This is a genomic window from Bradyrhizobium sp. BR 1433, assembly GCF_051547665.1.
GTDB lineage: Bacteria > Pseudomonadota > Alphaproteobacteria > Rhizobiales > Xanthobacteraceae > Bradyrhizobium > Bradyrhizobium australafricanum.
This window is the reverse complement of the sequence record NZ_JBPUGG010000001.1, coordinates 6,086,636-6,099,464: the sequence shown is the minus strand read 5'-3', so window position 1 is coordinate 6,099,464 and position 12,829 is coordinate 6,086,636. Positions and strand designations below refer to the sequence as shown.

Genomic DNA, 12,829 nt, shown 5'->3' with positions numbered 1-12,829 from the left:
CCGCTTGCGGGACGCTTGCCGGGGAGGCGCGTCGCCAAAATATCGAAAACAACCCCATGCAAAGTAGCCGGCGGTGGCCGGCGGCCGACCGGGCTACTTGACACGTCGGGCAACTCAGGGATATTTTTCCAATATTCCGAAATCGCGCAGACGCACGCTCGCCCCCGGGGGCATACGGCCTTCGCGCGCTTCTGTACGCGACGTTTCCACGTCGTCATGACCGCCAGCCATATGCGATAGCCCTGCGCTTGCGGGGGAGGTGCAGCGAGTATGCCGGTGCGCTGTTGCTGACCGCTACTTCGCCTTCGCGTTGCGCGGCTGGCTGTCGCGCATCAGGCGGTCGATGTGCATGCGGATGTGGGCGGCTTCGGCGGTGGTGTTGGCGAGCGCGATGGCGCGGTCGAAGGCGATGCGGGCCTCCTCGTTGCGGCCGAGCTGCATCAGGAAGGCGCCGCGCACGCCGAAATAATGGAAGTAGTTGGCAAGCCGCGGCGCCAGGGGCTCGATCATCTCGAGCGCGGCGTCTGGCCCCTTCACCTTGGAGACCGCGACGGCGCGGTTGAGCGTGATCACCGGCGACGGCTGCATGACCTCGAGGGCGCCGTACAGCAGATCGATCTGGGTCCAGTCGGTATCCTCGGGCCTTTCGGCACGGGCGTGCAGCGCGGCGATCGCCGCCTGCACCTGATACGGCCCGCTGCGGCGGTGGCGCATCGCCTTGTCGATCAGCGCGAGGCCCTCGGCGATCTGCTTCTGATTCCACAGGCTGCGGTCCTGGTCGTCGAGCAGGATCACCTGGCCGTCGGCGTCGAAGCGCGCCTCGGCGCGGGCATGCTGCAACAACAGCAGCGCGGTCAGCCCCATGATCTCGGGTTCGCTCTGGAACAGCCGCAGCAGCAGGCGGGCGAGGCGAATCGCCTCCTCGCACAGCGGCGCGCGGATCTCGGCGGTGTCGCCGCTCGCCGAATAGCCCTCGTTGAAGATCAGATAGATCATCGCCGCGACCGAGGCGAGCCGCTCGCTGCGCTCGACCGCACCCGGCGTCTCGAACGGTACGTTGGCATCGGCGACGCGCGCCTTGGCCCGCGTGATGCGCTGCTCCATCGCGGCTTCCGAGACCAGGAAGGCGCGCGCGATCTGCTTCACCGTGAGACCTGAGACGATGCGCAGCGCGAGCGCGATCTGCTGCGTCGCCGGCAGATCCTTGTGACAGCAGATGAACAGCAGCCGCAGGATGTCGTCGCGGTAATGCGAGCCGTCGAGCCGCTCGGCGATCTCGTCCTCGGCGTCGTCGAGGTCGGAGATCGCCTGGTCGTCGTCGGGCAGCGGCTGCTGCTTCTTGTTGCGGCGGACCTCGTCGATCGCGACGTTGCGGCCGACCATGATCAGCCACGCCGCGGGATCGCGCGGCGGGCCGTTCTGCGGCCAGCTCTTGAGCGCCCGCAGGCAGGCGTTCTGGAATGCCTCCTCGGCGGTGTCGAGATTGCGGAAGTAGCGCAGCAGGGCGCCGACCGCCTGGGGACGCGCGGACGTCAACGCAGCATCGATCCAGGCGGTGTCGGTCACGCTCACGCCTTGGTACCTCCCTGATTGAAGTAGCCGACCGGGCGGATCTCATAGGTGCCGCCGGGATTGGCCTCGCCGAGGTCGCGCGCGATATCGAGCACCTCGTCGAGGTTCTTGCCCTCGACCAGATAGAAGCCGAGCAGTTGTTCCTTGGTTTCGGCGAACGGGCCGTCCAGCACCAGCGGCGGGTTTTCCTTGCGCAGCGTGGTCGCCGCGGTGGTCGGCAACAACCGCGCCACCGGGCCGAGCTTGCCCTGCTTGGCGAGCTTGTCCTGCACGACGGACAGTTTCTGCATGACGGAGGCGTCGTGTTCCTTGCTCCAGGAACCGACCATGTCTTCGTCATGATAGCAGAGGATGGCGTACAGCATAGAAAAGGCATCTCCGTTCATTGCAAGAACGAACGATTATGCCCGCTGCCGACAGGGGGCGCGAAAGAAATTTAGGTTCCGGATGTTGGCGGTGGATTTTGATCGCGGCTCCATGGCGCGCTTCGACGGACGGGACGTTTGTCGCGGCGGCGATGAACGTGCGGTTGCCGATCGACGCCGTAGCGGGCGGCGATCCGGCGCGCCTTGGCTTCATCGCTCACGCGATGGCGGACGTGGCTCCTCGTCACCTGACGGGACGCCTGCTGCCGCGGAGACTCCACGAGTTGCGCCTGAACCTGCGATCGGGCCGGCTGGGCCTCGCCCTGCGTTGGAGCAACGGTCGGTTGCGCCTGAGCCGGCGTGTCAGCGTTTGCGAGCACGGGCGCGGGCCGTGGCGACGGCGGCGGGGATGAAAGCCGATGCCAGGATCAGTTTGCGCATGGAAGTTCTCCCTGTTGATGGCAGGAGATGAGAGCGGGCCGCACCCGCTCTGTGACATGCATCACATATACGCTGGAGGTATCGGGATGGGTAAGGGCGCACTCGCGCTGCTGATCAATGGCGGCTCGGAAAACTGGTCGTCGGCGCGCTGGAAGGCGCGGTTCGACGCGGTCTGCCCGGACCGCCGCGTGGTGCTGCTGCCGGACGGCGCGCTCGATCCCGCCGAGGTGCATTACGCCGCGGTGTGGAAGCCGAAGCCGGGCGAGCTCGCGGCATTCAAGAACCTGCGCGTCATCTTCAATCTCGGCGCCGGGGTCGACGCGCTGATGGCTGATCGCTCGCTGCCCGACGTGCCGCTGGTACGGGTCGCGGTCTCCGATCTCACCGACCGCATGACCGAATATGTCGTGCTGCACGTGCTGATGCATCACCGCCAGGAGCTCTATTTGCGGGAGTCGCAACGCGTGAAGCGCTGGGCGCCGGATTATCAGTGGGCGGCGAGCGCGATCACCGTCGGCGTCATGGGGCTCGGCACGCTCGGCGCCGCCTCGGCACAGGCACTGCGCGCGCTCGGCTTTCGCGTCGTCGGCTGGAGCCGCAGCGAGAAGCGGATCGACGGCATCGCCTGCCATCACGGCGCGGACGGGCTCGACGCATTCCTGCGCGAGACCAACATCCTGGTCTGCCTGCTGCCGCTGACGCCGGACACAAGGCACGTGCTCAACCGCGATGCGTTCGCGAAGCTGAACCGCGAGAGCCCGCTCGGCGCGCCCGTCATCATCAATGCCGGCCGCGGCGGCTTGCAGAACGAGGCCGACATCCTGCGCGCGCTCGATGACGGCACGCTGGGCGCCGCCTCGCTCGACGTCTTCGAGACCGAGCCGCTGCCCGAGGCGAGCCCGTTCTGGAGCCACCCGAAGGTGGTGCTGACGCCGCACAACGCCGCCGACACCGACGCCGACGAGATCTCGAAATATGTCGCGCAGCAGATCGCGCGCTTCGAGGCCGGCGGCGCGCTGGAGAACCTCGTCGATCGCAAGCGAGGGTATTAGCGCCGCCGCCCATCCCGGCAACGAGTTCGGCGAGCCGGTCGGAGGCGAGCTCGACGCTCTTCTCGATGCCGGAATTGAGGTGACGCTGCTGGCGCAGGCGTGAGCGGTTTAGGATTTGCGCGCGAAGGTGACGTGGGTCGCGTGCGGGCTCGCGACATGCGCGACGACGGCATAGCCGAGGGCGGGCAGATCGATGCCCGCGAACGAACTCTCGCCGGCGCCGAGCACGACCGGCGGCAGCACCAGCTGCAACTCGTCGAGCAGACGCGCCTGCAGGAATTGACGCACCACCGAGACGCCGCCGCCGACGCGGATATCCTTGTCACCGGCAACCGCGCGCGCCCGCTCGAGCGCCGCGAGCATGCCGTCGGTCACGAAGTGAAACGTCGTGCCGCCTTCCATCTCGATGTCGGGCCGCGGGTGATGGGTCAGCACGAACACCGGCGTGTGGTACGGCGGATTATCGCCCCACCAGCCTTTCCAGGCATGATCCGGCCACGGCCCGCGGATCAGGCCGAACATGTTGCGGCCCAGGATCCAGGCGCCGATCCCCTCCATCGACTTGCGCGCGATCTCGTCGTCGAGGCCGGTGGTGCCGCCGTCGCTGGCCGAATGTCTGGCGGAACGTCCGTGTCTGGAGGAACCAGCCGGGCAACACCATGCCGCCTTCGCCGAATGGATTTTCGAGACTCTGACGCGGCGCCGCGCCGAATCCGTCGATCGATACCGAGAATGCTGAAGTCCTGACTTTTCCATGATGTTCCGCTTCCGTGAGTGGGGGGACCTTACGGAAGACGGGCGGGAAAGCCAGCGCCCGACATTTGCCCGGCGAGAAAATTTGCGCGGCTATTTCGCGCCGCACAGCACGTCGATGGCGCCCTTCACGATCGCCTCGAGCTCCTTGCGCGGCACGCGGGCACGGGCGCGGATCGCGATGGTATGGATGGTGGCGGAAGCCAGATGCGCCAGCGACGCCGGATCGGTCCCCTCAGGCAGTTCGCCGCGTTCCTTGGCATGGCGGAAGCAAATGCCGAACGCCTTGTCGAGCTCGGTCAGTCCCTCGACCACCATGGTGCGGATGTCCGGATCCGACACCGCCTCGGACGCCGCCGTCATCACGGTGAAGCAACCGCGCGGGCCGGAACTCGCCGGAGAGATAGATGTCGAGCGCGACGCGATAGATGCGCTCGAGCCGTTCGCGCAGCGGCGCGTCGGCGCGGAAGATATCGACCATCGCGGCGCGCGCATCGTCGCGATAGCGCTGGTAGCTCTTGATGTAGAGCTCGCGCTTGTCGCCGAACGCGCCATAGAGGCTCGGCCGGTTCATGCCGGTCGCAGCGCTCAAATCATCGAGCGAGGTCGCGGCAAAGCCGTCGCGCCGGAACAGATCGAGCGCCTTGCCGAGCGCGACATCGGGCTCGATCAGGCGCGCGGCCGCCCGCGGCGCTTCGGCGTGACCGGCCCCGCGATTTTGGCGGCAGACGGCGGCTTCTTCTTTTTGTACCATTTCGCATTTAATTCCTTGACGTCACCAATATTATCCAAGACAGTACAAAAATCAACAACGGCCGGACACCCGCGCCAGACACTGGAGGCACCCATGGACCTTATTTCTCGCCCCTCGCCTGCTCGATGGCGACCCGCGTCGCGCTCTACGAAGCGAGCCAGCCGGCCAACTATCTCGAGGTCAACCCGAAGACCAAGGCGGTGCGCAACGACGGCTCGGACTTCAACAAGGTCAACCCGCTCGGCCTGGTGCCGACGCTACGCACCGACGACGGCATCGTGCTGACCGAAAACGCCGCGATCCTGCAATATGTCGCCGACCAGTTTCCGCGCGCCGGCATCGGCACCGCGTCGAACGCCGAGCGTTCAAAGCTGCATCAATGGCTGTGCTTCATCGGCACCGAGCTGCACAAGGGCCTGTTCCTGCCGCTGCTCGACAAGAAGGCGCCGCCGGAAGCCAGAGACCTATGCGCTGGAGAAATACGTCTCGCGGCTTGACTATGTCGAGGACCACCTGAAGGGCCGGGACTATCTGCTCGATCATTTCAGCGTCGCCGACGCCTATCTCGTCACAGTCATCAACTGGACCATGGCAACGCCGCCGATCGAGCTCGCGAAATGGCCGGCGCTGAAGGCCTATTACGAACGCCTGCGCGCCCGTCCCTCGGTTGCGAAGGCGATCGCGGAGGAGTTCGAACTCTACAAGGCCGAGATCGCGCGGCATAAGGCGGCGGCGTAGGGCCTCTTACGACGGACAGTCTCTCCCTCTCCCCGTTCTTACGGGGAGAGGGTTGGGGTGAGGGGCCGCTTCCGCGAGTTGCGAACGCGGTGAGACCAGTACCCCCTCACCCGGATCGCATCTTGCGATGCGATCCGACCTCTCCCCGCAAGCGGGGCGAGGTGAAGGGGTGCCGCGGTCAGCATCCTCGGCAAATCGAAAGCATGCGGGTGTTGGAGAGTTCATCCGCAGGCTCCCCCTTTCGTGTGGCTGGAGGCGGCACGTCCATGAAGACCGGCTGGAATTTCCTCCACTCATCGTAGTATTCCGCCGGCAACGCGTACGGCTGACATTCAGTGATCGCTCGCAGCGCACTGTTTTGATAAGCCTGAGCATAGTCTGACGTGGCCGGCTTGCTCCCTGGCAACACCACAGGTTGCCCATCGAGCCTGCCCTCTCGCGTCAGCTCGATCATGAACTCAACCCTTACACTTGCTGCATCGCTTCCGACGCGTGGAGGTCTCCTCCAACACCTCTCGAGCTGATGTCTGAACATCGCCCCCCAAGTATCGGCCCCGCGCACTTCATTCTTCGCTGCGCTTGGCTGGATAGGAACGACTATGATGACGGTCGCGAGGAGGAAGCCTGCGAGCGCAACAGCGGCAGAACGTTTAATTGGCATGTAGTGAGGTCCGGTAGACGCGGTGAGGTTGCAACGCGGACCAGAATAAACCGACCCTCATCGAGAACTCGCAACCGTTTTCGATGAGCCCGCACAAACGCGCCGTAGCCCGGATGGAGCGAAGCGCAATCCGGGATCGATCTTGCCACAGGAGAGTGGGTGCGCTCCAAGAGATCGTCCCGGATTTCGCTTCGCTCCATCCGGGCTGCAAGGCTACGGAGAGCTGATCAGAACGGCTCCTGCGCCAGGCCCGGCACGTCGGCCGGACGCGGGCCCGGGGCGAGCCAATGGAAGCGGCGGTCCTTCTCCGAGATCGCGATGTCGTTGATCGAGGCCTCGCGGCGGCGCATCAGGCCGTGCTCGTCGAACTCCCACTGCTCGTTGCCGTAGGAGCGAAACCAGTTGCCGCCGGCATTGTGCCATTCGTACTGGAAGCGGACCGCGATGCGGTTGCCGTCGAATGCCCAGAGATCCTTGATCAGGCGATACTCCTGCTCCTTCTCCCATTTGCGGGTCAGGAAGGCGACGATCGCCTCGCGGCCCTGAAACACCTCGGAGCGGTTGCGCCAGCGGCTGTCCTCGGTATAGGCGCCGGCAACCCGAACCGGGTCGCGCGAATTCCAGGCGTCCTCCGCCATGCGCGCTTTCTGTGCGGCGGTCTCGCGGGTGAAGGGTGGCAGCGGCGGGCGTGACATCGGCGATCCCTCGCGGTTGTTTTGTCAGGCGCAAATCTATCGCCGCGCCGCGCAGAGTCGATGGGTCGTTTCTTATCGCCCGATAGCTGGAGCCTATTCCGTTCCGGTTGTATCGGAACGGTGCTGCAGATTCCTGTTTTGACGCGTCTTCCTCACGCGAACCGGTACCCACTTCGCTCGAAAACGCTCTAAGCCAGATCGGCCTTCATCAGCGCGCGAATAGCCTTCGGAATCGGCTGCGCGCGGCCGCCGCTGATGAAGGCGACGCGGACCTCGGCCTTCACAAGCACGTCATCGCCGCGCCGAACCTCCTAGGCCAACATGATGGATCGCGATCGGTAAGGTGACCACGTCGAAGCAGCCAATGGCTTCGCTGAATTGCCGTCGCAACGCAAACAGTGATAAACAGCTCTATCCCAACACGGGATTGGTGACCCGCCCGGTTCGGGAATCTCGGTCCACAGCCGAGCCCCGCAACCGGGCAGGTCGGGTTTCCCAAAGCGGCCGCTTCAGGAACTCTTCGGGAGCGACTCTGGCTCCGATTTCGCTTCTCTAATTGCAGCTACGGCCCTATTCGTCCGGTTCTCCGATAGAATTCTATGCCCTCAGCGCCTCGCTCTGTCCTGCCTTCGCTTAGCTGATGTGTTGGTATGGAGACGTAGTCTACTGCGCACTTATGTATGAATATGATCCGGTGCCTACCTTCCGCCTCAAACCGGATCATGTCTTGAGCAAACGGTCCGCCGTCGAAATCAATCAACTCGTAAAATGCGTCAAAGAGATCCTCGGGGCGATAAACAGCAATGCTACGCCGTTGGCCGGTTGATAGCTGGTAACTCGTTTTTAGAGCTGCATCGAAAATACGGTCGGTCTCGGCCTGATTCTTTACGCGCTCGCTCTCCAATTGGTCGGCCTCAATCAACCCGTTTGCGACCAGCTTTTGGTACTGCTCGTCTGTGATCATCACCCTTGCGCGAACGCGTTCCACGTCGGCTGGATCGAAATCACCGAGTTCACCATCGTACGCGAGTTTCTCAACGATCTCCCAATCACGCGCATCCGGCATCCGCAGATCTAGATGGTTTGCGTAGTTGCCGTGCTCGGGCCCATAATCGTCGTAGGCCTCGCTAGAAAAGTATACGTCGGAAATGGCTTTGGTCCGGACAATGACAGTTTGATTCGCCATGCTTTCCACCGTGACAAACGCGACGTCGCCCTGGAGGTCTCGATGAAGACGCGTGAATGCATCCTCAGAGATCGTGAGCAACAACGGTTCACCGCCGCCAGAGAAGTGAATCGCTACCTCCCCGTAATAGCTAAGGTTGTCAGCAGATAAGTCGTCGTAGATACTCGCCTCTATTGGAGCATGTCTGCCGAGAATGGCTTCCGGTGTGGTTTTGAGGACTCTCGCGAGTTTCTTAAGCTTCGCCGCAGGATCGGCACCGCACCGACTTCCCATCGATGATAGTTCGGTTGAGTCACGCCTACGGCTGACGCGACTTTGGCCTGCGTCATGCCCGCCGCAACACGGAATTGCTTCAGTTTAACTTTCATAAGAAAGCGCCTCGTTATGCGTATACAATACACATAAGAAAGACGCACGCAACAGATTTATACGTATCACATACGCATTAAATGATCCAGCGGTGATTGCCCGACATTTAGGCCAGATCGGCCTTCATCAGCGCGCGAATAGCCTTCGGAATCGGCTGCGCGCGGCCGCCGCTGATGAAGGCGACGCGGACCTCGGCCTTCACAAGCACGTCATCGCCGCGCCGGACTTCCTGAGCGAGCATGATGGAGGCGCCCTTCACCGCGATCGGCCAGGTCACGACGTCGAGCACGTCGTCCATCCGCGCCGGCTTCGAGAAAGTCGAGCGTCATCGAGCGCACGACAAAGGCGAAGCCGCCGGCCTCCTCCTGCGCTTCATCGAACAGCGCCTGCTGCTCGGCGCCCATCAGGCGGAGATGATTGGTGCGGCCGCGCTCCATGAAGCGCAGGTAATTCGGCGTGATAGACGATGCCGGAAAAATCGGTGTCTTCGTAATAGACGCGGACCTGCATATGGTGGCGGCCGTCGCGGATCTGGCCGTCGAGAATGGGTGAGGTCATTTGCAGCCCCCGATTGCGCAAGACTTTGGTTCGTATTGCGCAAAATCGCCGGCTGGCGCAAGCGCGCTCAGGACACCACCGGCCCCTTTGCGCCGAGCGTGACCTGCACGATCTCGGGCGGCACGCCAAGGCGGAACGGCATGATGCTGCAGCCGAGGCCACCGGAGACGACGACGTCGCATTTCAGCTTGATATGGCCATAGGCGAGCCGCATGCCGTGCTTCACCGGCACCGCCGGCGACCAGCCGAGCAGCCGGACCTGCCCACCATGGGTGTGGCCGGACAATTGCAGCGCGACGCGCGAGGGCACCCGGAGCGCGACGTCGGGCTCATGCGCGAGCAGGATTACCGGCGCGTCGTCCGTGACCTTGGCAAGCGTCGCGTTGAGATCGTCGACGCCGATGCGCGTGACCTGGCGATAGGGCCGCGCCGCCATGAAGGCGAGCTGGTCGCCGAGACCGGCGAGCCAGAACGGACGGCCGTCCTTGGCGAGCCGCACCGCGTCGTTCTCGTAGACCGGAATCCCCGCCCCCTCCAGCGCGCGGCGCGCGAGCGGGATGCCGCGCCCCAAGCGCTGTACCGCCTTGTCTTCCCAGTAGTCGTGGTTGCCGAGCACGGCGTGCACGCCGAGCGGCGCCTTCAGGCCCTTCAGCACCGCGGCCCAGTCGGAGGCCGGAATGAAGCGGGTGACGTGGCGCAGCCCCGCGACATAGTCGCCGAGCAGCACGATGATGTCGGGGTTCAGGGCGTTCGTCCGCTCGACGATTTCAGCGATGCGATCGAGCGACATCCAGGGATCGCAGGCGTGGATGTCGGCGAGCGCGGCGATCTTGAGCGGAAGGTCCGCCGGCCATTGCCGCGGCGACAGATCGTAGCGCGTGAGCGCGAGGCGGACGACCGGCTCGCTCAAGCCATAGGCCGCGGTCGAGGCGGTGGCGGCGGTCAATCCACCGAACCCGCGCAGAAAATGACGACGTGAAATCATGGACGTGTGATCGGTGATGCCTGGCGCTTGTCGAAAATGCTCTGAGTTATCATAGGCCCTTTGATTGGAGCGAAATTGGGCCGCGTTTGTGCAGATGGGCCTGCAGAGATGACGCAATGGTTCGCAGGCAAGGTTACCGGCAAGTGCGATGCGCCGCATCAACACGTCTCTTCACGACTTCGGGAGCGGAGGCCTTTGAGCACGAAAAACAGCTTCGCGCTCTTCCGGATCATGCGTCAGTCCTCGTCGCCATTGCCGCCGAACAGCCCGAACTGCGCAGGGGTCGCGGTTCGGCTCGGCGAGGCCGAGATGGCGGAAGGCATGCGAGGTCAGGAGCCGGCCACGCGGAGTACGCTGCAGATAGCCGCACTGGATCAGATAGGGCTCGATGATGTCCTCGATCGCATCGCGCGGCTCCGACAGCGCCGCCGCCATGGTCTCGACGCCGACCGGCCCGCCGCCATAGTTCAGGGCGATGGTGGTGAGATAGCGCCGGTCCATTGCATCGAGCCCGGCGCTGTCCACCTCGAGCGCGCTCAGCGCCCGGTCGGCGATGCCGCGGTCGACGGAATCGGCGTCCGCCGCGGAGGCAAAGTCGCGCACCCGGCGCAGCAGGCGGCCGGCGATGCGCGGCGTGCCGCGAGCACGGCGCGCGATCTCGTTGGCGCCGTCGGGGCTCATGCCGATATTGAGCACGCGGGCGCCGCGGGTGACGATCTTCTCCAGCTCTTCCTCGGTGTAGAAATTGAGCCGGATCGGAATGCCGAAGCGGTCGCGCAAGGGATTGGTGAGCAGTCCCGCACGCGTCGTCGCGCCGACCAGCGTGAATTTCGACAGCTCGATTTTCACCGAGCGCGCCGCGGGACCTTCGCCGATGATCAGATCGAGCTGAAAGTCCTCCATCGCAGGATAGAGCACTTCCTCGACCGCCGGGCTGAGGCGATGGATCTCGTCGATGAACAGCACGTCGCGCTCTTCGAGATTGGTCAGCAGCGCCGCGAGATCGCCGGCCTTCGCAATGACCGGGCCGGAGGTGGCACGAAAGCCGACGCCGAGCTCGCGCGCGACGATCTGCGCCAGCGTGGTCTTGCCGAGGCCGGGCGGACCGACGAACAGCACGTGATCGAGCGCCTCGCCGCGCTTCTTCGCCGCCTCGATGAAGATCGAGAGATTCTTGCGCGCCTGCGCCTGGCCGACGAACTCGGTCAGCGACTGCGGCCGCAGCGCGGTGTCGCCGACATCGTCGGAGCGGCGTTCAGGCGAGACCATGCGCGAGGGCGTATTCATGATGCGAGACTAACACGAGATTGTTCTCCCTCTCCCCGCTCTTGCGGGGAGAGGGTTGGGGTGAGGGGCTCCTTCCGCGAGCGCAATGTGTGTCGAGACCTGTACCCCCTCACCCGGATCGCATCTGCGATGCGATCCGACCTCTCCCCGCAAGCGGGGCTAGGTGAAGAACAGAGGCGCTCCAATCCACTGATCACTTCGACAGTTCCTTCAACCCCAGCCGGATCAGCTGCGCGGTCTCGGCGCTCTCACCGGCGCTGCGCGAGGCGGCGGCGATGGCGGCGGCGGCCTGCGGCTGGCCGTAGCCGAGATTGACCAGCGCCGAGATCGCGTCGGTGACAGGACGTGGCGCGCGGTTGTTGTCGATCGCGCCTGACAGTTGCACCACCGCGGGATCGACATCGGCAAAGCCCGGCGCCTTGTCCTTCAATTCGCTGACGATGCGCTCGGCGACCTTCGGCCCGAACTCCCGGCGTCCGCGCCACCGCCGCCTTGTCGCGCAGCGCGATGGCGTTGGCGAGATCGGTCGGCGGCAGCGTGCCGAGCACCGCGAGCGCGACCTTGGCGCCGACCCCCTGCACGGTCTGCAGCAGGCGAAACCATTCGCGCTCGTGATCGCTGCGAAAGCCGAACAGTTTGATCTGATCCTCGCGGACATAGGTCTCGATCGAGAGCACGGCGGCGCCGCCTGGCGACGGCAACGCCTGCAACGTGCGGCCCGCGCAGTGCACCTGATAGCCGACGCCGCCGACGTCGAGGATCACGTAATCCTCGCCATAGGAATCGATCAGGCCCTTCAGCTTGCCGATCATAGGCTCGCCACCCTGAGCCGCAGCGCGGTGCTCTGGCGGTGATGGGCGTGGGTGATCGCGACCGCGAGCGCGTCCGCGGCGTCGGCGGACGGCGGCTCGGCTTTCGGCAGCAGGATCTTCAGCATCACCTGGATCTGGTTCTTCTCGGCATGTCCGGCGCCGACCACGGTCTTCTTGACCTGGTTGGGCGCGTATTCGGCGACCGAGATACCGAACATTGCGGGCGCCAGCATGGCGACGCCGCGCGCCTGGCCGAGCTTCAGGGTGGCAACGCCGTCTTCGTTGACGAAGGTCTGCTCGACGGCCGCCTCCACCGGTCGGTGGTCGGCGAGCACGGCGGCCAGCCCCTCATGGATCGCGAGCAGCCGGTTCGCCAGCGGCAGATCGTCCGGCGGTTCGACCGAACCGCAGGCGATATAGACGAGACGATTGCCTTCGGTCTCGATCACCCCCCAGCCGGTGCGGCGGAGACCCGGATCGATACCGATGATGCGGACGGGAGAGCGAATCGGCTGGGATGTCATGGGCTAGTGATACCGCCTGGCCTGCGAGAACGAAACACAAACGGAGCGCCATCCCCTGCTCCGCGTGTCGTTGTACT

Annotated in this window: 8 protein-coding genes and 7 pseudogenes; 2 read left to right on the top strand and 13 right to left on the bottom strand. The window is 64.7% G+C overall.

Translation table 11 applies throughout. The features are described from left to right. Positions 1-294: 294 nt before the first annotated feature. Together ACSKB9_RS29405 and ACSKB9_RS29400 are read right to left on the bottom strand one after the other, a co-directional pair. Positions 295-1,572, bottom strand: coding sequence for an RNA polymerase sigma factor (locus ACSKB9_RS29405; RefSeq protein ID WP_438077473.1), 1,278 nt, complete (start codon positions 1,570-1,572; stop codon positions 295-297). Then, complete coding sequence (locus ACSKB9_RS29400) at positions 1,569-1,937, bottom strand: YciI family protein (protein WP_028332829.1); 369 nt, start codon at positions 1,935-1,937, stop codon at positions 1,569-1,571. The genes ACSKB9_RS29405 and ACSKB9_RS29400 overlap by 4 nt, the downstream gene beginning before the upstream one ends. 527 nt (positions 1,938-2,464) lie before the next feature. Here ACSKB9_RS29400 and ACSKB9_RS29395 point away from each other — a divergent pair. Next, positions 2,465-3,430, top strand: a complete 966-nt coding sequence (locus ACSKB9_RS29395; protein WP_438077471.1) for a 2-hydroxyacid dehydrogenase — start codon at positions 2,465-2,467, stop codon at positions 3,428-3,430. Positions 3,431-3,538: 108 nt separating this feature from the next. On the opposite strand, the pseudogene ACSKB9_RS29390 reads toward ACSKB9_RS29395, so the two are convergent. Both ACSKB9_RS29390 and ACSKB9_RS29385 read right to left on the bottom strand, forming a co-directional pair. After that, positions 3,539-4,241, bottom strand: a pseudogene (locus tag ACSKB9_RS29390) (dihydrofolate reductase family protein). A gap of 35 nt (positions 4,242-4,276) precedes the next feature. Continuing rightward, positions 4,277-4,966: pseudogene (locus tag ACSKB9_RS29385) on the bottom strand (TetR/AcrR family transcriptional regulator). A gap of 96 nt (positions 4,967-5,062) precedes the next feature. Between ACSKB9_RS29385 and ACSKB9_RS29380 the strand changes: the two are divergent. Further along, positions 5,063-5,675, top strand: a pseudogene (locus ACSKB9_RS29380) (glutathione binding-like protein). Between the two features lie 178 nt (positions 5,676-5,853). Here ACSKB9_RS29380 and ACSKB9_RS29375 read toward each other — a convergent pair. The 9 genes and pseudogenes from ACSKB9_RS29375 to ruvC form a co-directional block, all read right to left on the bottom strand. Further along, complete coding sequence (locus ACSKB9_RS29375) at positions 5,854-6,129, bottom strand: hypothetical protein (RefSeq protein ID WP_438077469.1); 276 nt, start codon at positions 6,127-6,129, stop codon at positions 5,854-5,856. 434 nt (positions 6,130-6,563) lie between these two features. Continuing rightward, positions 6,564-7,031 carry a DUF1348 family protein gene (locus tag ACSKB9_RS29370; protein WP_438077467.1) on the bottom strand — a complete coding sequence of 156 codons (468 nt, stop codon included), beginning with the start codon at positions 7,029-7,031 and terminating at the stop codon, positions 6,564-6,566. A gap of 188 nt (positions 7,032-7,219) precedes the next feature. Next, a pseudogene (locus ACSKB9_RS29365) lies at positions 7,220-7,342 on the bottom strand (acyl-CoA thioester hydrolase); the annotation flags it as partial. 251 nt (positions 7,343-7,593) lie between these two features. Then, on the bottom strand, positions 7,594-8,490 hold the full coding sequence (locus ACSKB9_RS29360; RefSeq protein ID WP_438080656.1) for a hypothetical protein: 897 nt from the start codon (positions 8,488-8,490) through the stop codon (positions 7,594-7,596). A 202-nt stretch (positions 8,491-8,692) separates the two neighbouring features. Next, positions 8,693-9,144: pseudogene (gene ybgC / locus ACSKB9_RS29355) on the bottom strand (tol-pal system-associated acyl-CoA thioesterase). 67 nt (positions 9,145-9,211) lie between these two features. Beyond that, positions 9,212-10,129, bottom strand: coding sequence for a metallophosphoesterase (locus tag ACSKB9_RS29350; protein WP_438077465.1), 918 nt, complete (start codon positions 10,127-10,129; stop codon positions 9,212-9,214). A gap of 236 nt (positions 10,130-10,365) precedes the next feature. Then, a pseudogene (gene ruvB, locus ACSKB9_RS29345) lies at positions 10,366-11,416 on the bottom strand (Holliday junction branch migration DNA helicase RuvB). Between the two features lie 193 nt (positions 11,417-11,609). Next, positions 11,610-12,228 (bottom strand): annotated as a pseudogene (gene ruvA / locus ACSKB9_RS29340) (Holliday junction branch migration protein RuvA). Then, positions 12,225-12,752 (bottom strand): crossover junction endodeoxyribonuclease RuvC, encoded by a 528-nt coding sequence (gene ruvC, locus ACSKB9_RS29335; protein ID WP_438077463.1) that lies wholly within the window; start codon positions 12,750-12,752, stop codon positions 12,225-12,227. Before ruvC ends, ruvA begins: the two are co-directional and overlap by 4 nt. Positions 12,753-12,829 lie beyond the last annotated feature (77 nt).